We start from the raw sequence: 25,220 nt of genomic DNA on the forward strand, positions 1-25,220 counted from the left end.
TCAATAACTTTCTGTTTTTATTTCACTTCCTCATCGCATCCGAAACATTCTTGATCGAATCCGATGAATTATCAACACCCGTCAAAGGTCTCTGCAAGCTGCACTTGAACGGTTGCATGAGCTTACCCTGAATGCGATAGATTTGAGTGTAACAGGCAGTTTCCCCGTTTATCCATAAAAGAAAGGCCTAGATATGGCTCGTCCCCAAGTTGGAGATCTGGCACCGGATTTTTCATTGCCATCCGATAATGGTGCAATCTCGTTGTCTTCACTTAAAGGCGGACCAGTCGTCGTTTATTTCTATCCGAAAGACGACACATCCGGCTGCACCAAAGAGGCGATTGCGTTTTCGCAGCTAAAGCCTGAATTCGACAAAATCGGCGCTCGCATCATTGGCCTGTCGCCCGACAGCGCGGAAAAACATGCCAAATTTCGCAAAAAGCATGACCTGACGGTCGAGCTTGCAGCAGATGAAGACCGAACCACTTTGGAAGCCTACGGTGTTTGGGTAGAAAAGAGCATGTATGGCCGTAAATACATGGGCGTTGAACGCGCCACTTTTCTTATTGATGCAGATGGCCGCGTCGCCCACGTCTGGGAAAAAGTAAAAGTCGCAGGTCACGCTGAAGCCGTTCTTGAGGCAGCACGCGCACTCTGAAATGCAAACATCTGAACAGTTCCTGCGCGGAAATGCCATCAGGGCAATTTCCGCGAGTGACCTCAAGCCAGCGTTCAATGAACTGGCGCACGCATTTATCGCAACTAATCACCTGTTTCGATCTGACCACAAAAGCTTCGGATAAGCTTTGTTTACCATGATAGGATTTCGTTGATTCGAAAGCATAGAAAGCAAAGCAATCGGCATGTTCGGAATTCGATCTAAAGTTCTTGGATTTAGCGCTGTTACGGTCGCCCTTTGCTTTGGCGTTGGTATCTATCTCAATACTGATGGTGGCAATTCGGATAAACCGCAGAACAGCAAGCTCGCGTCGCTGTTAAAAGGTTCTTCGGCGATGCAGCCGTTGCCAGAAATGCCATCTGAGCCCATGCCGAATATTTCTGCGCAGCAAGAGCTGCTTATTCCCGATAATGCGCCAAATGTTCAGGGCATTGATCCCATTATCACTGGTCCGCGGGCCTATAAGCCAAGAGCTGAGATCAAGCGCACGGCGTCAAAAGATTCCTGACGCTTAGTAAGGGCCGCAAATTTCTCCGGCATAATCTGACATGCATATGCAAAAAACCCGGCACAAGGCCGGGTTTTCTATTTAGCGTCATCGGGAACCGATCAATCAATATCTTCGATTGCTTCGCCACCGCCCTGAATGCGATGTGCGAGGGCTGCTTCCATGAACGGTGTGACCGCGCCATCAAGCACTTCTTGCGGGTTTGTGCTTTCAACGCCCGTACGAAGGTCTTTAACGAGCTGATACGGCTGAAGCACGTAAGAGCGGATCTGATGCCCCCAACCGATATCGGTTTTGGTGGCGTTGGCCGCGTCAGTTGCTTCTTCGCGCTTCTTGAGTTCTTCCTCGTAAAGACGCGCACGCAACATCGACCAAGCCTTTTCGCGGTTCTTGTGCTGCGAACGTTCGGCCTGACACTGCACCACGATACCCGACGCAATGTGCGTAATACGCACGGCCGAGTCAGTCGTATTGACGTGCTGACCACCGGCACCCGATGCACGGTAGGTATCGATACGGACATCCGCTTCCGTTACCTGCACATCGATGTTGTCATCAATGACCGGATAAACCCAGATACTCGCAAACGACGTGTGACGACGGGCATTCGAATCGTAAGGCGAAATACGAACCAGACGATGCACGCCGGATTCCGTCTTCGCCATACCGTATGAATTATGGCCCTTGATCAGGATCGTTGCAGACTTGATGCCTGCTTCTTCGCCGTAATGTACTTCCATCACTTCGACTTTACGCCCGCTGCGTTCGGCCCAGCGTGTGTACATGCGCAGAAGCATCGACGCCCAATCCTGACTCTCCGTGCCGCCTGCGCCAGCATGGACTTCAAGATAGGTGTCGTTGGCATCCGCTTCACCTGAAAGCAGCATGTCGATCTGTCGGCTGTCGACTTCCTTCTTCAGATCGCGAATGGTGTTTTCAGCATCCGCAATAATCGACTTGTCATCTTCTTCTTCGCCCATGGCGATGAGTTCGACACTGTCGTTAAGCGTCTGCTTCAGAGCGTTGATGCCATTGATGCTATCTTCCAACTGCTGGCGCTCACGCATCAGCTTCTGGGCTTCCTGTGCATCATTCCAAAGAGTCGGATCTTCAGCTCTCTGATTCAGATAGCCCAGACGTTTGATTGCCTGATCCCAGTCAAAGATGCCTCCTCAGCAGGCTTATGGCCTGCTGGATTTCGTCAACCAGCGTCTCGATTTCCGCGCGCATGGGCAAATCGTTCCTTCAATAATTCAGTCGTGGATGGAGAGAACAGAGGCTCGAGGCGAGCCGCTTTGTTCTGAAGCGCATCCCACCAAAGCGATGCGCTCTGCCTCAACGCAGAATGGCTAAAGTTAAAACCATTCAAGCGCCGCGGACCATAATTAGCACGCGGCGCAGTGTAAAGAGGCTGACGTCAGTAAAGTCCGCCTGAACCCGAATTGATAGCGCGGGTTGCCTGTGGCGACTGCGGCTGAACCGGTGACCCTTCGCGGAACTGATCCATACCAATGACCGAATAGGTATCAGACGGTCCGGTCCCAGGCTTGAAGGCTTCCATGATCAGGTTCGGATCGCCCTTATTCGTGCGCATACCGGTTTTACGGTTGATCGCAATCAGCGTCATACCTTCAGGGACACGGAAATCAACCTTCGGCGTTCCAGCCAGAGCCTGCCCCATAAACTCCTTGAAGACCGGAGCAGCGAGACCGCCACCAGTACCCCCGCGACCAAGCGGAGTTGGCGTGTCATAACCCATGAATACGCCGACAACCAGGTCAGGCGTGAAGCCGACAAACCAGGCGTCTTTTTCGTCGTTGGTCGTACCGGTCTTACCGGCAAGTGGACGATCAAGGCTCTTAAGAAGCTGAGCAGTACCGCGCTGAACGACACCTTCCATCATGGATGTAATTTGGTAAGCGGTCATCGGATCAAGCACCTGATCGCGATTATCGATCAGAGTTGGCTCTTCCTGATTGGACCATTGCTGGGCATTGCAGCCTTCGCACTGGCGTCCATCGTGCTTGAACACCGTCTTGCCGTAGCGATCCTGAATACGGTCAATCATCGAAGGTGTGATGCTCTGTCCGCCGTTTGCGATCACGGAATAGGCCGTAACCATCCGCAGAACCGTTGTTTCACCAGCACCGAGCGACATCGACAGAACCGGCAACATCTTGTCGTAAACACCGAAGCGTTCTGCATATTCTGCAACCGTCTTCATGCCCATGTCCTGCGCGAGGCGCACGGTCATGACGTTACGCGACTGTTCAATACCGTAGCGGAGCGTTGAGGGGCCGGAGAACTTACCGGAGTAGTTTTTCGGAGCCCACACACCGAGTGCGCCACCCTGATTAACTTCCAACGGACCATCGAGCACAACGGAGGCTGGGGTATAACCATTGTCGAGTGCAGCAGCATAGACGAACGGCTTGAACGATGAACCTGGCTGGCGATAGGCCTGTGTCGCGCGGTTGAATTCAGATTCACCAAAAGAGAATCCGCCAACCATCGACAACACGCGACCGGTATGAGGGTCCATCGCGACAAGCGCGCCCTGTAGCTTTGGCGGCTGTTGCAGACGGAAACGCGAACCGCCGTCACCAACCTTAGAGACATAGATAATATCGCCAGTGTTCAACACACCTTCCGGCGACTTGGCGCTGCTGCGCTTACCACCGATATTGGTGACGCGCATTGCCCATTTCATGTCATCAGCCGCAATAAAGGCACGCGTGCGCTCTTTGCTGCGGGAACCAGAACCTTCGACTTCAGGCTGAAGCCCGATATCAGCGCCTGCAGCGGATACATTGAGTACAACTGCGAGCTGCCATTCAGGCACATCAGGATACGCCTGCAAATCACCGAAGGCAGAAGCCCAGTCGCTACCAAGCTCGGCGTGCTTTACAGGACCGCGCCAGCCGCGCGCTTCGTCGTAACGGAGCAGAGCTGCCTGCAGCGCCTTTCGCGCTTCGACCTGCATGGTTGGGTTAAGAGTTGTACGAACCGAAAGACCACCCTCATAAAGGGCATCAACGCCATATTTCTGGATGATCTGGCGGCGCACTTCTTCACTGAAGTATTCCGAAGCAAACAGATAATGGGTAGCAGTACGGGTCTTTACGCCGAGCGGTTCTTTCTTCGCTTCATCAGCTTCCTGCATCGTGATGTAGCCGTTTTCGGCCATACGATCGATAACCCAGTTGCGGCGTTCAATCGCGCGATCTGGATAGCGGAACGGATGATAGTTGTTTGGACCTTTTGGCAGAGCGGCGAGATACGCGCTATCAGCAATGCTCAACTCACCAACAGACTTGTCGAAATAAGTGAGTGCAGCGCTGGCGATGCCGTAGGAACCGAGACCAAAAAAGATTTCATTGAGATAGAGCTCGAGAATACGATCTTTGGAATAGGCCTGCTCAATGCGCATCGCAAGAATCGCTTCTTTGATCTTGCGGTCATAGGTCTGGTTAGAGCTTAGAAGGAAGTTCTTTGCGACCTGCTGCGTGATGGTCGATGCGCCAACCGGGCGACGGCCAGAACCCATGTTCTTAACATTCGTCAGCACTGCCCGCGCGAGACCACCAAAATCGAGACCATGGTGTTCGTAGAATGTTTTGTCTTCAGCAGAAATGAAAGCAGCTTTGACGCGATTTGGCACGGCCTGAATCGGCAAATACATGCGGCGTTCGCGCGCAAATTCCGACATCAGACTACCGTCAGATGCATGAACACGCGTCATAACAGGAGGCTCGTACTTTGCGAGCACTTCGTAATCAGGCAGTTCTTTTGTGACGCTACCGATATAGACGGCAACGCCGCCAGCAACCAAAAGCGCCAGAACCGTACCAATTCCGAAGAAATATCCGATAAGCCTTACCATAAATCCGGGATCCTGCCTTCAGATCATTCGCATATATTTAGGGGCAATCAAAACGAGCACCCGTCGACCTATGCCGCATTGGCAACAAGCTGGTTTAGTGACCATCAAATGCGTCAAAGGCAAGATCGTTTCTATGTTTTTACCAATTTAACGCATGCAAATGCCGGGCAGCGACAAAAATCCAAGAAACTGTTGCAACCATGCATCTTATCATCAGGGATGAATATGAGCCCCCCACTAAACATTACATAATTCTAGCCTTTTGACAAAGTGTCCGGGTGTTTTTGGATTTCGAACGCTTTTACCGCCCGGGCAATACGGTCAGCCAATTTGCGACGCCACTCAGGATTACTGATCAGTTTTTCGTCTTCAGCATTGGAGAGATATCCGATTTCGATAAGCACTGATGGCACATCAGGCGCGCGCAGAACCTGAAAACCGGCAAAGCGATGCGGATTATTGATGAGGTTTACCTCACCCTGCAGGGAACTGATGACCTTCTCGGCAAAGCTCAACGAAAATGTATGTGTTTCCCGGCGAGTCAGGTCGAGCAGAATATCGGCAACTTCCGGGAGTTCTTCTGGAACGGCGCCCGCAACGCTATCCGACTTGTTTTCACGTTCAGCCATGGCTCGCGCAACGGAGTCAGAGGCTTTGTCGGAAATTGTATATACCGTCGCCCCGCGTATATCGCCCTGATTGATCGTATCGGCATGGATGGAAATGAAAAGATCAGCCTCGTACTGGCGAGCCAGTCGCACGCGCTCTGAGAGACGCAGGAATGTGTCGTCATCTCGCGTCATCATGACTTTGATATTCTTCTCCTTACCCAGCCGATCACGCAGCTCCTGACCAAAGGCAAGTGTCAGATCTTTTTCTTTAATACCACTCAGACTCTCAGCACCGCTATCGATACCGCCATGGCCGGGATCTAACATCACGATGAATGGCCGCGCCCCGCCGGATTCAGATGCAAGTGCCTTAGCCGCAGTTGCGGACTTACGCTCAGTTGAGCCAGTAACCTCATGCTGCGACTTGAGCCTTTCAGAAAACTCGCGATCAGAGGACGCAATGATATCCGCGACAAGCCGATAACCCGACGTTGTTTCGTTTTGGATCACCTGAACGTTTTCGACGTTGAATGGTCCACGCAAGGTGAGAATAAGACGTGACCGGCTTTTTCCAACCAGACCATAGCGCACGCGCGATACAATCCCCCTCGCCTCCAGGCTTTTTTCATCAAAGCCGAAACGCGTTTCTGGAAGATCAAAGACCAGGCGATGCGGATTGTCGAGCAGCAGCGTCGAAACTTCGGGCTTACGATCAAACATCACAACGACCCGCATTCGCAGATCGTCCCCCGCCATACGATATGTAAGAGCAGAAAGTGGCGCTTCGTCAGCAGCAACGGCCGAACCTACATGGAAAATAGCGGCAAAAACCATCGCCAGAAGCGCGAGCGTGCTTCGAACTGCCGAAATTTTGTTTGCTGCGTTTTTAAAGCTCAGACAATGCATCCGTAATCGCGATCCAGATATTATCGAATAATCTCAAATCCTGACATTTCAGCCAAGGCCTATGATTGCGCGCACTTCATAAATCTACCCGTACAAAATTATAGTTAATGAACACTTTTCCGCTCGCATCTGATAGCTCTATTGGATTGAATTTGACGCTTGAATCCCAACTGAATGAGATGCTGTTTCAAACGTCAAATGCGAAAAATCCAGTAGATGCTTAAAGTTACTAGTGGTCTTTGCGATTCCGACATTTGCTCGGCGCCTGTATCAGAGGGACGCAAATGTCGAAATCAGACCACTAGCAGGGCATTTTGAGCCCTATAATCATCTTTCGGCAAAATTACGATGAAGGTGTCAACTGATATTCGTACTTGTCATAGTTCAATTGACGCCATAAAAGCTTAGTTAGGTTATGGAGCAACTGCCAGAATCGTTTGCCGGTTCTCAATTTGGACCGTTACTAAAAGCAGCGAAAACAGTGGCATATACGTTTGTTGCTCCAATAGCCCGCACAGAATTCAACGGAATACGGCTCCCCTGCCGCCTCCGTTTTTTAATCGGCCGACTGCGTACTGATACGCGCTGTCGCCAGTGCTCTGAAAAGAGCAAAGAGGTCGGCCCGGCTTTTTCGGGTCATATATGAGGTCGTTTCGTTCGGAACAGCTATGGGTCAAGCAAGACTGACCATCGCAAGCCTGAAGACCGTGATCGCCATGAGGCCATCGCGCGCAAGGACAGCAGCTTTTATTCCGACGAACCCATTATCATCCGGCAGACGCATCCCAGCCAGGACGACAGCCTTCAGGGTTTCGTCCGGCGCACGCGGCTTGCGTCTTAGCGCCGGCAGGAAAGACAATAATGTCCAACAAAATGCTTATAGATGCCTCCCACCCGGAGGAGACGCGCGTTATCGTAACGCGTGGGAACAAAATTGAAGAATTCGACTTCGAGTCGGAACATAAGAAGCAGCTGAAGGGTAATATCTATCTCGCACGCGTTACCCGCGTCGAACCATCTCTTCAGGCTGCGTTCGTGGAATATGGCGGCAATCGCCACGGCTTCCTCGCATTCTCTGAAATTCATCCGGATTATTACCAGATCCCGGTTGCTGATCGTCTGGCCCTGCTCGAAGCGGAAGCAAAAGCTGCGCGCGCAGAAGATGAAGATGAAGAGCCAAAGGCAAAGAACGACCGTTCGCGCCGTCATCGCCGTCGCGGACGTCGTGATGGCCAGAACGGTGATTCGCATTCAGGCAGTTCGAATAGCGGCTTGCCTGCAGCTGAACCTGTCGGACCGGCTTTTGAAAATTACGTTCCTGGCACTCCTGCCATCGTATTGATGAAGCAGGCTGGACATGTCATTTCCGAAGCAATTGACACCGACAATGGTGACGATGATGACGACAATGATGTCGAGAACGAAGAAGACATCGTTGAATCGGTAGGCTCGGAAGATGCGATGGAAGAACTTCCTTCGCATGGCCGCACCAGCCGTCGTCAGTACAATATTCAGGAAGTCATCAAGCGCCGACAGATCATTCTGGTTCAGGTCGTTAAGGAAGAGCGCGGCAATAAGGGCGCAGCTCTCACCACGTATCTGTCGCTTGCTGGCCGTTACTCGGTTCTGATGCCAAACACCGCGCGCGGTGGCGGCATTTCGCGCAAGATCACCAATCCGCAGGATCGCAAGCGCCTGAAGGAAATCGTCAAGGAACTCGAAGTGCCGCAGGGCATGGGCGTGATCCTTCGTACCGCTGGCGCAAACCGCACCAAGGCGGAAGTCAAGCGCGACTACGAATATCTGATGCGCATGTGGGAAAATGTCCGCACGCTGACATTGCAGTCGACAGCGCCTTCCCTCGTCTACGAAGAAGGCAGCCTGATCAAGCGCTCGATCCGCGATCTTTATAACAAAGACATCACCGAGATTCTCGTATCGGGTGAAACCGGTTATCGCGAAGCAAAAGACTTCATGCGTATGCTCATGCCGAGCCACGCCAAGGTCGTTCAGCCTTACCGCGAACAGGTGCCAGTCTTCACGCGCTATGGTCTGGAAGCACAGCTTGATCGTATGCTTCTGCCACAGGTAACGCTGAAATCCGGCGGTTATCTCATCATCAACCAGACCGAAGCTCTGGTTGCAATCGACGTGAACTCCGGGCGTTCGACCCGTGAGCATTCGATTGAAGACACTGCACTGCAGACAAATCTGGAAGCAGCTGAAGAAGTTGCGCGCCAGCTGCGTCTGCGCGACCTTGCAGGTCTTATCGTCGTTGACTTCATCGACATGGAAGAAAAGCGCAACAATCGCGCTGTCGAAAAGAAGATGAAGGATTGCCTGAAGGACGACCGTGCCCGCATTCAGGTCGGCCGTATCTCGCATTTCGGCCTTCTGGAAATGTCGCGTCAGCGTATTCGCGCATCCGTTCTCGAAAGCACGATGCAGGTTTGCCAGCATTGCGGCGGCACCGGTCATATCCGTTCCGACTCGTCCATGGCGCTCCATATCATCCGTGGCATCGAAGACTATCTGCTGCGTCATTCGGGCTACGACATTGTCGTTCGCACGCCTGCAGCGTCGGCTCTCTATGTCCTCAATCACAAGCGCCAGCTGCTTGCTGATCTGGAAGGCCGTTTCGGCGCCAATATCAGCATCGATGCCGATGAAAGCGTCGGACATCAGCATTTTGTCATCGACAAGGGTGCGCCTTCGACACGTCCAGTAACCATCCAGCCTGTACAGCCGATGATTTACGAAGACGATATCGAAGATCCTGAGATTCCACTTGAGGACGACGACGCCGAAGAAGAAATCAAGGCAGAAGCCCCTGCTCGCGAAGAAAGCAGCGAAGAAGGCGATCGCAAGCGCCGTCGTCGCCGTCGCCGTCGTGGTGGTCGTGATCGCGACAATCGCGAACAGACTGAGCAGGTTGAAGCAGGCTCTGACGATTCAGACGAAGACGATGAAGAAGACAACGCATCTTCGAGCAATGCCTCGCAGAGCGATGAAGATCGTCGCAAGAAGCGTCGTCGTGGTCGTCGTGGCGGTCGCAAGAACCGTCGTGAAGACGATATTCAGTTCAACAAAGTACCTGATCCTGAGTTCGTCGGTTACACGCCTGTCATTCCTGCGAAGGTAGAAAAACAGCCTGTTGATGTGGTTGTTGCTGAGGCCGTTGCGGTTGAAACCGTCACTGTTGAAGCGACTGAAGCTGCTCCGGCTGCTGAAACAGTTGCAGACGAAAAGCCTGCGAAGCCAGCGCGCAAGCCACGCGGTCGTAAGACTGCAAAGAGCGAAGAAGCGGCGAATGACGATGTCGTCGTTGCAGAGCCAGCAGAAGAACCTGCAAAGCCTGCTCGCAAGACACGTTCGCGCAAGAAGGCTGTTGAGGAAGAAGTTGCAGCTCCTGCTGAAGAAGCAGAAGCCGCAAAGCCTAAGCGTCGTACACGCAAGACTGCTGCAAAGCCGGAAGTTGAGGAAGTTGCGGTGGAACCAGAGGTAGCCCCTGTTGCAGAAGCGCAGAAGGTTACCGAGCCTGTCGTCACCTCCAGCGATACGGAAGAGCAGAAGCCGAAGCGCGGCGGCTGGTGGCAGAAGAAGGGCTTCTTCTAAGCCCTGCTCACTTCTGATGTAGAATATAAGAAAACCGGCGGAAACGCCGGTTTTCTTTTTGTTTTAGTAATTAAAGCATTTCCAGCAAGAGTGCGAAGCGGTTCTGCGCAAGGATAATGCTTAAAACAGAAAGATAGTGCGGTTCCACGATTCAATATTAACTGGGACCGCTCTAGAGCGCATCCCGAAAAGTGCGAAGCGGTTTTCGGAACAAGATGCGCGCAAAAACAAATAGATAGAGCATTTCCAATGACTCAATCAAAACAGGAAATGCTCTAGCTATCAGGCGCGCTGTTGTGGAAGCCACTCTTCAAGACGGCGAACCGCTTCCTCAATTTCTTCTATGCTGCCTGCATAAGAAAAGCGCATGGTGCGGTGCCCGTCGATCGGATCAAAATCCAGTCCCGGAGTAGCCGCAATGTTGGTTTCGGCAATCATGCGTCGCGCAAATTCCATGCTGTCATTGGTAAAGCGCGAAACATCGCAATAGGCATAGAATGCGCCGTCCATGGGCGCGGCGAGGCTTAGCCCCATGCGCGGCAGGTGTTCGAGCAGGATTTGTCGGTTCTGCCGATAGCGGTCTTTCACGCGTTCCAGCTCTGCGGTGGCGTGAAACGCTTCAATTGCCGCGCGCTGCGAAAGTTCAGGCGCGGAAATATAAAGGCTCTGGCCGAGGCGTTCGATGGCACGCACATCAGCACTTGGCAGAACCATCCAGCCAATACGCCAGCCGGTCATGCAGTAGTATTTTGAGAATGAATTGATGATGGTGACATCGTCCGAGATCTGCAGTGCCGTCACATCTTCGCTCTCATATGAAAGACGGTGATAGATTTCGTCAGAAATTACGCGGATACCAAGATCGCGCGCAGTTTCAATGATGGCCTTGAGTTCCGGCTTGTCAATCACAGCGCCGGTTGGATTGGCGGGACTTGCAAAAAGTACGCCCTTCAACGGTTTTTCTGCATGAGCGGCAGCCAATGCCTGAGCGGTCAGTGCACCTGATGCGCCGCCTTCATTGGCGATTTCAACCACTTCGAGGCCAAGCGCTGTCAGAATATTGCGATAGGCTGGATAGCCCGGGCGCGTGATTGCAACGCGATCGCCTGGATCGAAATAGACAAGAAACGCCAGATTGAACGCGGCCGATGACCCTGTCGTAATCGCAATGCGTTCCGGCGAGACGGTTACGCCATAGTTGTCAGCATAATGCGCGGCAATTGCTTCGCGCAGCTCTATCAGCCCTAGAGCATCGGTATAACCGATACGGCCATCTTTCAGGGCGCGTTCCGCAGCCAGCCGCACGATTTGCGGTGCCGGGTCTGCCGGTTGCCCGACTGCCATCGAAATGATTGGATGGCCCGCAGCGCGACGACGATTGGCCTCTGCCAGAACATCCATGGCGTGAAACGGTTCGACTGCGCTACGGTTGGAAAGAGTATTCAACTTAGCCTCCAGAAAAGCGGGGAATGCAATGCAACTCACCCGCCCTATAATCGCCGGATTGGTAAAGCAACAGCGCTGTAGTAAAAACAGCGATGAAGATTGATATAAAGCCCTTAAACTAGGCCGGATTTGTAAGATTCGCTTTTGTTTCGTTTGAGCAGGATGAGGAGCACTATGGGGAGCATGACTGCAACTTTCACGACCAAAGCGTTTTCTTTTCAGAATGTGATGCGCCGTTCAGTTGCTGCCTTTGCAGCCCTAGCTGTTGCCGTTACAGGCGTCCTGCCTGCACAGGCGCAATCGCGTGGCGGTGGCGGCGTTCCAATCGTACGCGATGCTGAAATCGAAGCGCTTGTCGCCGATTATGCAGCTCCGATCCTCAAAGTCGCCGGATTAGGCGGACGTGGTGTCCGCGTTATTCTCGTCAATTCCCAGAGCTTCAACGCCTTTGTCGATGGCCGTCGTATTTTCATTAATACAGGCGCCATCATGCAGGCAGAAACACCGAACGAAATCATCGGCGTCATTGCGCATGAAGCCGGTCATATCGCTGGCGGGCATCAGGATCGCTTGCGTGAACAGTTGAGCCGCGCACGCACCATGGCAGTTATTGGTATGCTTCTGGGCGTCGGCGCAGGCGTTGCCGGTGCAGCTTCAGGCAGCGGTGCTGCTGCGGGTGCAGGTGGCGGCATTGCAATGGGCAGTACGGAAATGGCAATGCGCAGCCTGCTCAGCTATCAGCGTACCGAAGAAATGACCGCCGACCGTCTGGCTGTTAATTATCTCAATGCCACTGGCCAGTCGACAAAAGGAATGCTTGATACGTTCCAGCGCTTCGCGTCGGCACTTTCACTGTCCGGCACCCAGATCGATCAGTATCGTATCAGCCATCCGTTGCCCCGCGAGCGAATTTCCAACCTTGAAGAACTGGCCAAAAAAAGCCCGAACTATAACAAGACGGATTCCGCAGCGCTGCAACTCCGACATGATATGGCACGCGCCAAGATCGCAGCCTACTCCAACAATATGGGCGCTTTGCAGCGCATGTTCCGCGGTAATCCCGGTGGCCTACCGGCCCGTTATGGCAGCGCAATCACCACTTATCTGAATGGCTCGGCCCGTGCCGCACTGCCGAAGTTTGAGGCACTCATCAAAGAACAGCCAAAGAATCCATATTTCCAGGAAATGATGGGCGAAGTGCTGATTAAGGCTAACAACCCACAAGGTGCAGCAAAAGCTTTCCAACGTGCAGTTTCTCTTGATACGCGCAAGTCTCCACTGCTGCGCATGAGCTACGGCCGCGCCTTGATGCTTACTGGCACCAAGGCCAATATGCCCAATGCTATCAAGGAGCTGAAAGCAGGTATTGCGGCCGACCCAGAGTTTCCCGGCGGATATGGATATCTAGCGCAAGCCTATGGCCAGTCTGGCGATATGGCCCGCGCTGACCTTGCCACAGCCGACATGAACTACTATTCCGGAAAGCTGCAGCAGGCCCAGATATTTGCCATTCGCGCGCAAAAGCAAATGAAGTCAGGAACTCCCGACTGGCTGCGTGCGCAGGACATCATCAACGCCAAAGCTAAAAAGTAAGCCACTTAAGAGGCCACCCAAGCCGCACTTTAAGTGAGATTTCAGAACGTATGAAAGTGATTGCTATGAAGAACGTCATTCTTGGTTCAATCGGTGGTGCCGTCGTCGGTGCAGCTGCGCTTGCACTCGGCTATTATGCCGGCACCGCACATCAGCCAGCGCCCGTAGCCCCAGCAGTTGCACCTGTGGAAATGGCTGCAGCGCCGCAATTGGACCAGCAGGCGGTAGAGACAATCGTTCGCAATTATCTGCTGAAGAACCCAGAGATCATGGTTGAGGTGCAGACCGCACTTGAAACCAAACAGGCGGAAGCTGCTCAAGAACAGGTCAAGCAGGTTCTGGCATCAAGTCAGGATCAGCTTTTCAATCCGTCACACGATGCTGTCTTCGGCAATCCAAACGGCGATGTCACCGTTTACGAGTTCTTCGATTACAATTGCGGCTACTGCAAGCGCGCGCTTCCAGACATGGAAGCAATCCTGAAGAACGATCCAAACGTCCGTTTCGTTATGAAGGAATTCCCGATCCTCGGACCGGACTCCATGCGCGCCCACATTGTAGCGCAGGCGTTTAAAGCCCTTATGCCGGAGAAATATGCCGAGTATCATGAAGTTCTTCTCGGTGCGCAGGAACGCGCAACAGAAGCTTCGGCTATTGCTGATGCGGTCAAGCTCGGCGCAGATGAAGCACAACTTCGCGAGAAGATGAAAGACCCGGCAATCACCAATGCCTTCCAGGAAACCTATCAGCTCGCCCAGAAGCTCAACATCACCGGCACGCCGTCCTACATCATCGGAAACGACCTCGTTCCCGGTGCAATCGGCGCAGAAGGCCTGATTGAAAGAATCGCTGCAGCGCGCTCAGCCAAAAAAAGCTGATCTGATTGAGATCGCGTCTTGTTGATTATTGGCAAGGTACATTCAATAAATCAGAAGTGATAAATGACTATTTTTGCCACAAATAGCGTTCATTCCACAAAGAATAGCGGGAAAAACGCTGTGGTGAAACATTAGCTTTAATTTAGAGGGTTTCGACTTGCGTCCAAGCCCTCTATATGAAATGCGAAGTGTAATTGAATTTTCGTAATAGGCCCGTTATCGATCACGGACGAATATGGTGAAAACGGTTTTTGTTCTGAACGGCCCCAATCTCAATCTTCTTGGGAAGCGCGAGCCGGGCATCTACGGTGTGGCAACGCTCGAAGATATCGAAGCGGGCTGCAAGCGCGAGGCTGAACAATTGGGCCTTGCTGTCGATTTTCGCCAGACTAATTACGAAGGTGATCTGGTTAGCTGGATTCAGGAAGCGGGCGATAAAAACGCCTATGTTCTGATCAATCCCGCAGCTTACAGCCACACTTCGGTTGCTATTCATGATGCCATCCGTTCGGCCAAAGTTACGGTCGTGGAAGTGCATCTGTCGAACATTCATGCGCGTGAAGCTTTCCGGCATCACTCCTATGTCTCCGCAGTCGCCAAAGGCGTCATCTGCGGCTTTGGCGCGGAAGGATACCTGCTCGGCCTGCGCGCACTCGCGGCAATTGCCAAAGAAGAAGAAAACAACGGGCAAGCGTAAAGGGGCCTTTATATGTCCAGCAAAAATTCCGTCATCGACAAAGAAACCATTCGCGATCTAGCGAACATTCTCAATGAAACCGACCTGACCGACATCGAAGTCGAACATGGTGAATTGCGCATCCGCGTTTCGCGCAATGTAACGGTTCAGGCTGCGGCTACTGTGATGCAGGCTGCACCAGCCGCAGTTGCAGCCCCGGTGTCTGCTGCTGTTGCAGCAGAACCAACCAAGGCAGAACTCAGCAAGAATGCTGTTCCTTCGCCAATGGTCGGTACCGCCTATCTCGCCCCTGCTCCTGGCGCACGCAACTTCATCGAAGTTGGCACACAGGTCAAGGAAGGCCAGACCCTTCTCATCATCGAAGCCATGAAGACCATGAACCAGATTTCTGCGCCTCGCGCCGGTACGGTCAAGGCTATTCTGGTTGAAGATGCAGCGCCTGTTGAATTCGGCGAACCGCTTGTCGTCATTGAATAAGACGACCCATTGGTCAGTAGAATTCAGGCTTATTCAATGAACGGGCAGCAAAGCGCAATGTTTCAAAAGATACTCATAGCCAATCGTGGCGAAATCGCTCTTCGTGTGCTCAGGGCTTGTAAAGAACTGGGCATCAAGACGGTCGCTGTTCATTCCACAGCTGACGCCGATGCGATGCATGTTCGCCTTGCGGACGAAAGCGTTTGCATTGGACCGCCTCCATCACGCGACAGCTATCTGAATATTCATCAAATCGTTGCTGCTTGCGAAATCACCGGCGCGGATGCAATCCATCCGGGCTATGGCTTCCTTTCGGAAAATGCCAAGTTTGCTGAAATTCTTGAAGCACACGGCATTACTTTCATCGGACCGACCTCTTCGCATATCCGCACCATGGGCGACAAGATTGAAGCCAAGCGCACTGCAAAGCGCCTTGGCATTCCAGTCGTTCCGGGTTCGGACGGTGGCGTAACCGATGAAAACGAAGCCAAGCGCATCGCAAAAGAAATCGGCTATCCGGTCATCATCAAGGCATCCGCCGGTGGTGGTGGTCGCGGCATGAAGGTTGCCCGCACTGAAGACGATCTGGCAGTAGCTCTTGCAACTGCGCGTACCGAGGCTGGTGCAGCATTTGGTGATGATGCCGTTTACATCGAGAAATATCTCGAAAAGCCGCGCCACATCGAAGTGCAGGTCATGGGCGATGGTGCAGGTAATGCAATCCATCTGGGTGAACGCGATTGCTCGTTGCAGCGCCGTCACCAGAAGGTCTGGGAAGAAGCCAACTCTCCAGCATTGAATGCCGAAGCACGCGACAAGATCGGCATGATTTGTGCCAATGCTGTTGCTGATATGGGCTATCGCGGTGCAGGCACGATCGAGTTCCTTTATGAAAACGGCGAGTTCTATTTCATCGAAATGAACACCCGTCTTCAGGTGGAGCATCCAGTTACCGAAGCAATCACCGGCATCGATCTCGTTCACGAGCAGATCCGTGTGGCAGCAGGCCTGGGCCTGTCCGTCAAGCAGGAAGATGTACGCTTCCATGGCCATGCCATTGAATGCCGCATCAATGCGGAAGATCCGCGCAACTTCACGCCTTCACCGGGCCTGATCACCCATTACCATACGCCAGGTGGCCTTGGTATCCGCGTGGATTCGGGCGTCTATTCCGGCTACCGTATTCCGCCATATTATGACAGCCTCATCGGCAAGCTGATCGTACATGGCCGGAACCGCGTTGAATGCATGATGCGTCTGCGTCGTGCGCTTGATGAGTTCGTGGTCGATGGCGTCAAGACGACCCTGCCCCTGTTCCAGGACCTGATTTCCAATCAGGACATTGCCAATGGTGATTACGACATCCATTGGCTGGAAAAGTATCTGGCCAAGCAGTCAGAAACTCCAAATACATAAGAACATGGGTGCATAAATAAAGTGACCGCAGGAGCCTCACCGGACGACTATACAATCGAACCGGAGCTGCTCCTGCGGGCCTATGCCACCGGGGTTTTCCCGATGGCCGAAGAAGCAGACGATCCTGAGATTTTCTGGGTTCGTCCTGAAAAGCGCGGTATCATCCCGCTTGATGGCTTTCACATTCCGAAAAGCCTGCAGAAAACCATCAGACAAGCAGTTTTTGAAATTCGGCTCGATAGTGACTTTGAGGGCGTTATCGACGGCTGCGCAAGCGGTACCGGCGAACGAGCGCGGACATGGATCAACGCGCCGATCCGCGAAGCCTATCAGAAACTCTTTGACGCTGGTCATTGCCACACAGTCGAAGCATGGCATGACGGCCAGCTCGTGGGTGGACTTTATGGCGTCACGCTCGGACGCGCCTTCTTTGGCGAGAGCATGTTTACACGCAAGCGCGACGCGTCAAAAGTCTGCCTCGCCTATCTGGTCGAGCATCTGAAACGACAGGGGTTTGTACTGCTTGATACGCAGTTCACGACAGCCCATCTGGAGCGCTTCGGTGCAATCGAAGTTCGGCGCAAAAAATATGAAGGGCTTCTCGATGAAGCACTTCAGGGCGTCGCCATTTTCTGAAATGAAAGATTATTTGCGCTGATCTGGCGGCGGAACGTCGGACTTCTGCTTGCAGTCTTTAAGCCACACGTCATAAATCGGATGTTCAACAGCGTTGAGACCCGGACTATCGGCAAACATCCATCCGGTAAAGATACGGCGAATCTTGCGGTCGAGGGTAATTTCATCAACTTCGACAAAACCGTCTGTGCGCGGCGCTTCGTTCTCGGTACGCGAATAGCAAACCTTCGGCGTTACCTGAAGCGCGCCGAACTGCACAGTTTCATTGATGTAAACATCGAAACTGGTGATGCGGCCGGTGATCTTGTCGAGACCCGAAAACTCTGCAACAGGATTGGAAATACGTTCAGCATAAGCTGCATTAAAGCTTGAAGTGCCGGCGAGCAGAGTGAGCAAAGCCACCTTTGCTGCCTGCTTGAACCAGTTCTTTCCGTTAATAGCCGTGCCGGTGGAATGCTTCGTCAAAACGGATATCCGTATTAATCTGGTTAAATAATGAGCCGGAACAACTCCTAATCGTCAATTGTGACGATTCGTGGCCCAGCTGCAAGCAGCAATGCTTTGCTACCGTATGTGTGATCCAACTATCCTCAAACCTTTTGCGTTAGACAGGCTTTAGATCTGAATGAATCAAATCGGCGCTCTAAAATTTTTGATGTTGAGCATAATCTTATCGACCCCGATTCACGCCGGTCGAATTGTGCTCTCATACCGCAAAAGAGAAAAAACCGGCATGAAATCCATGCCGGTTTAAAGATTCAAATCAGCTGCCCGGTGTCCAGGCATCGTATTCGCCGGTTACGCGTGGACGTTCGGCAGGAGTGGTTCCCGGAATCGCGATCGATCCCTTCGGACGATAAGCCAGCGACGAACCAGTCAGGTTCTGCAGGTGTGGCTTCTGCCAGTCACGCGGCTTGTAGTCTTCCTTGCTTGGCGGCGTATCAACGCGGTGATGCATCCAGCCATGCCAGCCCGGAGGAATAGCGCTTGCTTCCGCATAGCCATTGAAAATGACCCAGCGGCGGGTGCGACCTTCAGAGTCCTTGCCACCCTGATAGTAGACATTGCCGAACTCATCTTCGCCGACCCGTTCGCCTTTGCGCCAGGTGTGAAGGCGGGTGCCAAGCGTTTGGCCATTCCACCAGGTGAAGACTTGCGTAAGAAATTTCTTCATGACCTATCCAGATCCGTTATTGCCACAGGCAGATTAACTGCCGGGTTTTCAACGCTTATGGCCCTATCAAAGGCCCAAGGCAAGGGGCAAGTTGCCGCTGTCACAAGAGTATGAAGCGCATCCCGAAAAGTGTGAAGTGGTTTTCGGATATGATGCGCGTTAAAGCAAAAGACTACATACTCCAGCCTTCGAGAGACTTTTCCATAATCAGCACGGGCTCCTTGCAATTGGGATCGCCCCAATCTTCACTGCGGCCCACGCGGGCATAGCCTTTGCGCTCGTAAAAGCGCACCGACTTCTCATTGCGTTCGATCACTTCAAGCCGCATCGTGTTTACGCCCGGAAAAGCCATTTCGACTTCCGCCAGAAGCATTGTGCCGATGCCCTGCACCTGCGATTCAGGACGCACATAGAGTTGATGGAGCGAGGCCTTGCCCTCTCCGGTCTGGCTCGCAAAAGCCATGCCGTCGATACCGCCCTCGCCGTTATCTGCAACGATGAATTCAGAATACGGCTTCTTGAGATTGGCTTTCAGCGCCGCAACCGAGTGCCATTTGCCGGTGACGGCATTCACCGTTTCCCGGCCAAGAATATCGTCGAAAGTCGCGTGCCAGGTCGAGACCAGCAATTCGTGCACGGCCTTAAGATCTGCCTCACTGGCGCTGCGAACCCACATTATTCTTCAATCCCGAGCTTGGACTTGACCAGATCATTAACGGCCTGCGGGTTGGCCTTGCCACCCGTTGCCTTCATCACCTGACCGACAAACCAGCCAGCCATGCTTGGCTTGGCTTTGGCCTGTTCGACCTTATCCGGGTTGGCTGCGATAATATCGTCAACGGCCTTTTCAATCGCACCGGTATCCGTAACCTGCTTCATGCCGCGTTCTTCAACGAGGCTTTTCGGGTCGCCACCTTCATTCCAGACGATTTCAAACAGTTCCTTAGCGATCTTGCCGGAAATCGTACCATCTTTGATCAGATCGATGATCGCGCCGAGCTGAACCGGTGAAACAGGTGATGTTTCAATGTCCTTGCCCGTCTTGTTCAGCGCACCAAGTAGATCGTTGATGACCCAGTTTGCAGCCAGCTTGCCATCACGACCATCGGATACTGCTTCGTAATAGTCCGCAATGGCCTTTTCCGAGACCAGAATCGACGCGTCATAAACCGAGATACCGAGTTTTTCGACCAGACGGTCTTTCTTGACATCCGGTAGCTCAGGAAGATCTGCGGCAAGCGCATCAACGAAGGCCTGATCGAATTCGAGTGGCAGAAGATCCGGATCAGGGAAATAGCGATAGTCGTGCGCTTCTTCCTTGGAGCGCATCGAACGGGTTTCGCCCTTCACAGGATCAAACAGGCGCGTTTCCTGATCAATAGAGCCACCGTCTTCCAGAATAGCGATCTGACGACGTGCCTCATATTCAATCGCCTGACCGACGAAGCGGATCGAGTTGACGTTCTTGATTTCGCAACGGGTGCCGAATTCGCCGCCCGGACGACGAACGGAAACGTTCACGTCTGCGCGCATCGAACCTTCGTCCATGTTGCCATCACAAGTGCCGAGATAACGGACAATCGTGCGCAGCTTGGTCAGATAAGCGCGGGCTTCGTCGGACGAACGCAGGTCTGGCTTGGAAACGATTTCCATAAGCGCCACACCGGAACGGTTGAGATCGACATAGGACATCGTTGGATGCTGGTCGTGCAGCGACTTGCCCGCATCCTGCTCCAGATGCAAACGCTCAATACCAATCTCTACGTCTTCGAACTGGCCCTTATTGTCAGGACCAACGGAGATCATGATCTTGCCTTCACCGACGATCGGCTGCTTGAACTGCGAAATCTGATAGCCCTGCGGCAAATCGGGGTAGAAATAGTTCTTGCGATCAAAAACCGACTTCAGATTGATCTGAGCATTCAGGCCAATGCCGGTACGCACAGCCTGTTTGACGCATTCAATATTAATGACAGGCAACATGCCCGGCATCGCGGCATCCACCAGAGACACATTCGCATTCGGGTCTGCACCGAAGGATGTGGAAGCGCCGGAAAATAGCTTGGACTCGGACGTGACCTGAGCGTGGACTTCCATGCCAATGACGATTTCCCAGTCGCCGGTGGCGCCAGAGATGAAACGTTTTGGTTCAGGCGTACGCGTATCAATAAGGGTCATAGTAACTCGTCTATCTCTTCCTGTGCGACGCAATGCGCAGCAAAAATTCTATCTGACTTTGGCTAAAACAAACGGCGAGGACTGGCAAGCCTTCTCTGCCCTTCAGGGTGATTTGCTCAAGGTTTCATAGGCAGTTTCGTCACTGAAACTTCGCTAAAGCCTATACGCCTGTAAAGCTTTTCAGCACCAGAGGGGTTATTCTGCTCAACTTTCAAACTAATCGTTGTCTGATTACGTTGAAAGAAAAGCCGAAGAACACAAAGCAAAAGCGCTTCGCCGAGCCCTTCCCGCCGCCTGCTTTGATCGACAACCAAATCCTTTACGAAAGCACTATTCCAACACTGCACAAATGCTACAGGGCGACGGACCTGATCGAGAACCAGAACGGCCAGTTCCGGATCATATTCGCTATCGGCTATCAAACCATTGTACCAGCTGTCGAAATCAGTGACCAAACCGCCGCCGCTGGCATAGCCCCGAAGCAGCAAATCATGGGCAGCTCGTGCATATTCATCAGAGAAGGTAACTACACTGACATCGGCTGGCCATGCGGGTTGGCGTGGCTCTTCCTGCATCGTCAGCTCCAAATGGAGATATGGCAATCCATTCATGTCACACCTTCAACGGACGAACTAAGCTTCAAATGAAAAGGCCGCGCAGTGCGCGGCCTTCTCGAATAGTTCAGACTTGGAAGAATTAAGCCTCGTCGGACTTTTCTTCTGCCTTCTTCTTAGGAGCGGCCTTCTTCTTCGCAGCAGCCTTCTTGGCTGGCTTTGCTTCCGAAGCTGCATCTTCGTCTTCTGCAGTCAGCTCTTCCTTCGAGACCTTCTTGTCGGTCACGTTGATGTTTGCGAGCAGATGGTCAACGACCTTTTCTTCGAAGATAGGTGCGCGAAGGTTAGCAACTGCATCCGGCGTCTTGCGCAGGAATTCGTAGATTTCCTTTTCCTGACCTGGGTAGCGACGTACCTGGTCGTAAACAGCGCGCTGCAGTTCTTCTTCAGAAACTTCTACGCCTGCCTTTTCACCGATTTCGGAGAGAACCAGACCGAGGCGAACGCGGCGCTCAGCAAGCTTGCGGTATTCTTCGCGAGCAGCTTCTTCAGTGGTTTCTTCGTCTTCGAATGTGCGGCCAGCCTGCTGCAGATCGAAGTTGATCTGCTGCCAGATGTTGTTGAATTCTGCTTCAACGAGCTTTTCTGGCGTTTCGAACTGGTAATCGCCATCGAGTGCGTCGAGAATCTGACGCTTTACCTTCTGACGGGTGATCTGGCCGTACTGGCTTTCGATCTGTTCGCGGACAACCTGACGCAGACGCTCAAGCGACTCGATGCCGAGCTTCTTAGCGGTTTCGTCGTCGAGAACGAGTTCGCCAGCCTTTTCAACGCCCTTAACGGTGATGTCGAAGGTTGCTTCCTTACCTGCGAGGTGCGCAGCACCGTATTCAGCAGGGAAAGTTACGTTGATAACCTTTTCGTCGCCAGCCTTGAGGCCAATGAGCTGCTCTTCAAAGCCTGGGATGAACTGACCCGAACCGAGAACGAGCTGCGCATCGGTGTCTGCGCCGCCTTCAAATGGTTCGCCGTCGAGCTTGCCGAGATAGTCGATCGTTACGCGATCTTCATTTTCGGCCTTGCCCTTCTTGGCTTCAAAAGTGCGGGTCGAAGCAGCAACGCGCTTAACCTGTTCGTCAACTTCTTCGTCCGAGATGTCTACGACTTCGCGGGTGACAGCAATCTTCGAGAAGTCCTTGACTTCGATCGCTGGCAGAACTTCGTAAGTCAGCGAGAAAACGAAATCGGCCTTGCCGTCCAGAACCTGTTCAGCTTCTTTTTCGTCTTCCGACATCGAAACGACAGGCTGTGTTGCCGACTTTTCGTTGCGGTCAGCAAGAATCGAACGCGACGAATCATTGAGGATTTCGTTCACGATTTCAGCCATGAAGGACTTGCCGTAGGTCTTGCGCAGGTGTGCCGTTGGCACCTTGCCTGGACGGAAGCCATTGATCTTGGCGCGACCACGGGCAGTTTCGAGCCGCTCAGAGAGCTTGGCTTCGAGATCTCCGGCCGGAACCACGACTTTAATCTCGCGCTTCAGCCCTTCATTGAGCGTTTCGGTAACCTGCATGTTCAAACCTTCACTTCTTGTCATTGTCCCGCCGTTTCCGGCGTTTGTGCCTCGTCGCGGGAGAGAAATTCTTTTGCCTTAAGGCAGTTGGTGCGGATAGAGGGACTCGAACCCCCACGGTCTCCCGCCAGAACCTAAATCTGGTGCGTCTACCAATTTCGCCATATCCGCCTCTGAACCGAAGTGCATTCCACCGAACGCACTACATTCGCCTCAGATATTGAACCGCCTCTCGAAAGCGCGCGTCTCTATATCATTCAATTTTCCCGGTTCAAAGGAAAAAAGCCGTTTTACCGGCATAGATTTGCCAGCTCTTTCAAGCCGAAGCGCTTTCGTGCTTTCCGCCCCTATATAGCGATCTTGTCGTCTTAGCCAAGCCCCTTTTCGTTCAGAAGCCGATTAATAGAGCGGTTCCTGATAAAGTTGCTCGCCATTATCACGTAAAGCTTTCATGACAGCCGTGCCTGTATCGTCAACGGCAACCACGGCAGTGATCTGTAAATCACGCTGGCTATCCTCAATTGCACGCCCCTCACCCTCCGGCACGTAATAGCGTTCTATGCCGTAACGCATACTGATGGTCGCATCAGGATAATCAGAAATCGCATAAACCGAATGGCCGCGAATCTGCTTCTCGTCAGAAGCAAGATCAGTGAACGGCTCAAAGGACGCACGCGAAAGATGCCACAAGCCCTGCACGTCGGGCTTCAGCGCTACATAGACTGTGCGGGCACCGTCCTCAGGCTTGCCCTGAATGATGTTGCGGTTGATCGATGTGATGTCATAGCCGAGGATAACGTAATCACCACGCAACAGATCACGCGGATCAATCGGTCGTGTCTGCAGCACGATCTCATTGCCAGACCGAAGCACTGAGGCGCGTTTCTCAATACTTGCATAAAGAATGCCCGTCTGGAGCACTGCAGCGACAACGGCACCGGCATAAAGCCACTTACTCTTGAATAAGCTCATGGCTTTGCCTCCACTTGGCGCTTTCGCCCGAACCGGCTCTCCATACGTCGCACGAAGGCTGCAAGGAGCAGCACCAGCACACCTGCCGTGAGGAAGAAACCTGATGTACCGATCATCGAACCCACCGTCGAGAAGGCGAGATAAAGCACTTCAAACGAGAAAGCTGCATAGGCAATGGAACGCAAACTGCCATTGTCTCGCCCGCACACGGCTAACGAACCAATCGATAGCGCCAGAATGAGAATGCCATAGACGACATCCTGCGTGATGTTCTTATCAAAGATGATGGAAAGCATCTTGTCGACTTGCAGAATGCCAAGCGCCAATAGCGCAAGCAGCAGGCCGTAGGATGCCAGCGGATGCGCAAAGCGTGTGAGCTTCTGAAGCGCATCATGGGCAAAGGCGTCGGCGAGCATGAAAGCAATACCGATAACCAGCATCATGCCAAGAATCGCCCGGCTTTCGTTTTCCGAATAAAGAAGCACCGCCCAGCCGAGAACGAACAGGCACCATAAATGGGCTGCGTGGCGGGATTGCGTGAAACGCGCGGCAACTGCTCCAACAAGAACCAGCAACGGGCCTATCCAGCGGTAGTCCAGGTCGCCATATTCGTTGCTGAACGCATAGGTCCCCAAATAAAAGCAGGCGACGGCTGCACCAAACACAGCCAGAACCGGAGAGCGCAGCAGAAACGCTGCTACAAGAACACCGCCCGCCCAGACCACAGCCGCCGAATGAACATCGCCTGACAGGTGATACATCTGACCAACAAGTGCGATGCCTGCGCCGAATGATGCCGCCGCTATTATATAGAGCACCTGCGGTAACAGCTTGTCGCCGCGCAGCTCACGCCATGCACCGCCGATATAGCACACCCAGATCAATGCGAAGATAAGACCGATACGCATGATGCGCGGCATATCCTGCCAGTTGGCTGCAACCAGCATGATGACCGCAGCGCCAAGCAACAGCCCGCCAAGTGTTGCGAGAACCGAGCCGAGACTGAACCGGGGGCCACGTTTTTCAAGATCGGCATTCAGCCGCGAAGCCGTGTCGGCATCGATAAGGCCATCATGCTGCCATCGCTCGATCAGGCGCTCTACTGAAACTGAAAACGACAAAACAACTCCCGAACAATCTATCCGTTGATACGAAGCTTAATCCAAGTGGCTGGTGGTTAGATTCCGATATTTGTAACCGGACGAGACTCGCGTTGAACAAATATCGGAACCTAAAAACCACCAGCAATATTATGAATCTAGTGGATTTTTCGAATTTGACGTTTGGAGCAGCATGTATGTCGGTCCGTGTCCAAACGTCAAATTCAATCCACTAGGGAACATATAAGAAACTCGCCAGCCGGCAAATAGTTAGGTCGAGGTCCTTTACGGCAATTTTGTGCCTGAACAGTCTAATCGATTTAG

General features: G+C 52.8%; 22 protein-coding genes and 1 tRNA gene. 9 read left to right on the forward strand and 14 right to left on the reverse strand.

The genetic code is table 11. The annotated features are described in order from the left end of the window. Nucleotides 1-193 precede the first annotated feature (193 nt). Nucleotides 194-658, forward strand: coding sequence for a peroxiredoxin (locus RT142_RS02170; RefSeq protein WP_105518439.1), 465 nt, complete (start codon nt 194-196; stop codon nt 656-658). 205 nt (nt 659-863) lie between these two features. Beyond that, nucleotides 864-1,187, forward strand: a complete 324-nt coding sequence (locus tag RT142_RS02175; RefSeq protein WP_007874773.1) for a hypothetical protein — start codon at nt 864-866, stop codon at nt 1,185-1,187. Between the two features lie 101 nt (nt 1,188-1,288). Here RT142_RS02175 and prfB read toward each other — a convergent pair. From prfB to RT142_RS02195, 4 genes are all read right to left on the reverse strand, one after another. Next, nucleotides 1,289-2,417, reverse strand: a protein-coding gene (gene prfB / locus RT142_RS02180) for a peptide chain release factor 2 (RefSeq protein ID WP_113158534.1) whose coding sequence is annotated in 2 segments (ribosomal slippage) — nt 1,289-2,347 and nt 2,349-2,417 — 1,128 coding nt in all. Because the reading frame shifts where the segments join, the coding sequence is not laid out codon by codon here. A gap of 187 nt (nt 2,418-2,604) precedes the next feature. Further along, nucleotides 2,605-5,070: a penicillin-binding protein 1A gene (locus RT142_RS02185; protein WP_064320527.1), complete on the reverse strand. Its 2,466-nt coding sequence runs from the start codon at nt 5,068-5,070 to the stop codon at nt 2,605-2,607. Between the two features lie 254 nt (nt 5,071-5,324). Beyond that, entirely contained in the window at nt 5,325-6,515 is a 1,191-nt protein-coding gene (locus RT142_RS02190; RefSeq protein WP_113485305.1) for an N-acetylmuramoyl-L-alanine amidase, read from the reverse strand. 745 nt (nt 6,516-7,260) lie between these two features. Continuing rightward, the gene (locus RT142_RS02195) at nt 7,261-7,446 is read right to left on the reverse strand and encodes a hypothetical protein (protein ID WP_007874769.1); all 186 of its coding nucleotides are present in this window, start codon (nt 7,444-7,446) and stop codon (nt 7,261-7,263) included. 2 nt (nt 7,447-7,448) lie between these two features. Here RT142_RS02195 and RT142_RS02200 point away from each other — a divergent pair, with 2 nt between their 5' ends. Continuing rightward, nucleotides 7,449-10,202 (forward strand): ribonuclease E/G, encoded by a 2,754-nt coding sequence (locus RT142_RS02200; RefSeq protein WP_313026985.1) that lies wholly within the window; start codon nt 7,449-7,451, stop codon nt 10,200-10,202. A 282-nt stretch (nt 10,203-10,484) separates the two neighbouring features. Here the strand turns inward: RT142_RS02200 and RT142_RS02205 are convergent, their stop codons facing one another. Beyond that, nucleotides 10,485-11,648 (reverse strand): aminotransferase class I/II-fold pyridoxal phosphate-dependent enzyme, encoded by a 1,164-nt coding sequence (locus RT142_RS02205; RefSeq protein WP_313026988.1) that lies wholly within the window; start codon nt 11,646-11,648, stop codon nt 10,485-10,487. Between the two features lie 174 nt (nt 11,649-11,822). On the opposite strand from RT142_RS02205, the gene RT142_RS02210 reads away from it, so the two are divergent. The 6 genes from RT142_RS02210 to aat all read left to right on the forward strand — a co-directional run bounded on the left by RT142_RS02210 (nt 11,823) and on the right by aat (nt 17,345). Next, a complete protein-coding gene (locus RT142_RS02210) occupies nt 11,823-13,241 on the forward strand; it encodes a M48 family metalloprotease (RefSeq protein WP_039859719.1) in 1,419 nt (472 codons plus the stop codon). A 65-nt stretch (nt 13,242-13,306) separates the two neighbouring features. Next, nucleotides 13,307-14,119 carry a DsbA family protein gene (locus RT142_RS02215; RefSeq protein WP_112805164.1) on the forward strand — a complete coding sequence of 271 codons (813 nt, stop codon included), beginning with the start codon at nt 13,307-13,309 and terminating at the stop codon, nt 14,117-14,119. A gap of 235 nt (nt 14,120-14,354) precedes the next feature. Beyond that, the gene (gene aroQ / locus RT142_RS02220) at nt 14,355-14,816 is read left to right on the forward strand and encodes a type II 3-dehydroquinate dehydratase (RefSeq protein WP_007874746.1); all 462 of its coding nucleotides are present in this window, start codon (nt 14,355-14,357) and stop codon (nt 14,814-14,816) included. Nucleotides 14,817-14,828: 12 nt separating this feature from the next. Further along, nucleotides 14,829-15,293, forward strand: a complete 465-nt coding sequence (gene accB / locus RT142_RS02225) for an acetyl-CoA carboxylase biotin carboxyl carrier protein (RefSeq protein ID WP_064320524.1) — start codon at nt 14,829-14,831, stop codon at nt 15,291-15,293. A 57-nt stretch (nt 15,294-15,350) separates the two neighbouring features. Continuing rightward, nucleotides 15,351-16,709 (forward strand): acetyl-CoA carboxylase biotin carboxylase subunit, encoded by a 1,359-nt coding sequence (accC, locus tag RT142_RS02230; protein ID WP_064320523.1) that lies wholly within the window; start codon nt 15,351-15,353, stop codon nt 16,707-16,709. A gap of 66 nt (nt 16,710-16,775) precedes the next feature. Then, nucleotides 16,776-17,345: a leucyl/phenylalanyl-tRNA--protein transferase gene (gene aat / locus RT142_RS02235; RefSeq protein ID WP_112805166.1), complete on the forward strand. Its 570-nt coding sequence runs from the start codon at nt 16,776-16,778 to the stop codon at nt 17,343-17,345. Between the two features lie 9 nt (nt 17,346-17,354). On the opposite strand, the gene RT142_RS02240 is transcribed toward aat, so the two are convergent. From RT142_RS02240 to RT142_RS02280, 9 genes are all read right to left on the reverse strand, one after another. Continuing rightward, entirely contained in the window at nt 17,355-17,825 is a 471-nt protein-coding gene (locus RT142_RS02240; RefSeq protein ID WP_039859697.1) for a DUF2155 domain-containing protein, read from the reverse strand. Between the two features lie 283 nt (nt 17,826-18,108). Beyond that, nucleotides 18,109-18,519, reverse strand: a complete 411-nt coding sequence (locus RT142_RS02245) for an NADH:ubiquinone oxidoreductase subunit NDUFA12 (RefSeq protein WP_064320522.1) — start codon at nt 18,517-18,519, stop codon at nt 18,109-18,111. A gap of 172 nt (nt 18,520-18,691) precedes the next feature. Continuing rightward, complete coding sequence (locus RT142_RS02250; RefSeq protein WP_064320521.1) at nt 18,692-19,195, reverse strand: GNAT family N-acetyltransferase; 504 nt, start codon at nt 19,193-19,195, stop codon at nt 18,692-18,694. Beyond that, nucleotides 19,195-20,697, reverse strand: a complete 1,503-nt coding sequence (gatB, locus tag RT142_RS02255; protein ID WP_007874716.1) for an Asp-tRNA(Asn)/Glu-tRNA(Gln) amidotransferase subunit GatB — start codon at nt 20,695-20,697, stop codon at nt 19,195-19,197. Before gatB ends, RT142_RS02250 begins: the two co-directional genes overlap by 1 nt. A 116-nt stretch (nt 20,698-20,813) precedes the next feature. Beyond that, entirely contained in the window at nt 20,814-21,284 is a 471-nt protein-coding gene (locus tag RT142_RS02260) for a GNAT family N-acetyltransferase (RefSeq protein WP_313026995.1), read from the reverse strand. Between the two features lie 109 nt (nt 21,285-21,393). Further along, a complete protein-coding gene (gene tig, locus RT142_RS02265) occupies nt 21,394-22,824 on the reverse strand; it encodes a trigger factor (protein WP_268877849.1) in 1,431 nt (476 codons plus the stop codon). Nucleotides 22,825-22,912: 88 nt separating this feature from the next. After that, a tRNA-Leu gene (locus tag RT142_RS02270) sits at nt 22,913-22,995 on the reverse strand. Between the two features lie 228 nt (nt 22,996-23,223). Beyond that, complete coding sequence (locus RT142_RS02275; RefSeq protein ID WP_112804867.1) at nt 23,224-23,796, reverse strand: GDYXXLXY domain-containing protein; 573 nt, start codon at nt 23,794-23,796, stop codon at nt 23,224-23,226. Next, the gene (locus RT142_RS02280) at nt 23,793-24,917 is read right to left on the reverse strand and encodes a DUF2157 domain-containing protein (protein WP_112804869.1); all 1,125 of its coding nucleotides are present in this window, start codon (nt 24,915-24,917) and stop codon (nt 23,793-23,795) included. Before RT142_RS02280 ends, RT142_RS02275 begins: the two co-directional genes overlap by 4 nt. Between the last annotated feature and the right edge of the window lie 303 nt (nt 24,918-25,220).

This window comes from Brucella sp., from assembly GCF_032066345.1.
GTDB lineage: Bacteria > Pseudomonadota > Alphaproteobacteria > Rhizobiales > Rhizobiaceae > Brucella > Brucella pseudogrignonensis.

Coding starts and splice junctions, on each gene's coding strand:
- RT142_RS02170 (WP_105518439.1), top strand. CDS start 194: ATGGCTCGTCCCCAAGTTGGAGATCTGGCACCGGATTTTTCATTGCCA.
- RT142_RS02175 (WP_007874773.1), top strand. CDS start 864: ATGTTCGGAATTCGATCTAAAGTTCTTGGATTTAGCGCTGTTACGGTC.
- RT142_RS02185 (WP_064320527.1), bottom strand. CDS start 5,070: ATGGTAAGGCTTATCGGATATTTCTTCGGAATTGGTACGGTTCTGGCG.
- RT142_RS02190 (WP_113485305.1), bottom strand. CDS start 6,515: ATGGTTTTTGCCGCTATTTTCCATGTAGGTTCGGCCGTTGCTGCTGAC.
- RT142_RS02200 (WP_313026985.1), top strand. CDS start 7,449: ATGTCCAACAAAATGCTTATAGATGCCTCCCACCCGGAGGAGACGCGC.
- RT142_RS02210 (WP_039859719.1), top strand. CDS start 11,823: ATGGGGAGCATGACTGCAACTTTCACGACCAAAGCGTTTTCTTTTCAG.
- RT142_RS02215 (WP_112805164.1), top strand. CDS start 13,307: ATGAAGAACGTCATTCTTGGTTCAATCGGTGGTGCCGTCGTCGGTGCA.
- aroQ (WP_007874746.1), top strand. CDS start 14,355: ATGGTGAAAACGGTTTTTGTTCTGAACGGCCCCAATCTCAATCTTCTT.
- accB (WP_064320524.1), top strand. CDS start 14,829: ATGTCCAGCAAAAATTCCGTCATCGACAAAGAAACCATTCGCGATCTA.
- accC (WP_064320523.1), top strand. CDS start 15,351: ATGTTTCAAAAGATACTCATAGCCAATCGTGGCGAAATCGCTCTTCGT.
- RT142_RS02245 (WP_064320522.1), bottom strand. CDS start 18,519: ATGAAGAAATTTCTTACGCAAGTCTTCACCTGGTGGAATGGCCAAACG.
- RT142_RS02250 (WP_064320521.1), bottom strand. CDS start 19,195: ATGTGGGTTCGCAGCGCCAGTGAGGCAGATCTTAAGGCCGTGCACGAA.
- gatB (WP_007874716.1), bottom strand. CDS start 20,697: ATGACCCTTATTGATACGCGTACGCCTGAACCAAAACGTTTCATCTCT.
- tig (WP_268877849.1), bottom strand. CDS start 22,824: ATGCAGGTTACCGAAACGCTCAATGAAGGGCTGAAGCGCGAGATTAAA.
- RT142_RS02275 (WP_112804867.1), bottom strand. CDS start 23,796: ATGAGCTTATTCAAGAGTAAGTGGCTTTATGCCGGTGCCGTTGTCGCT.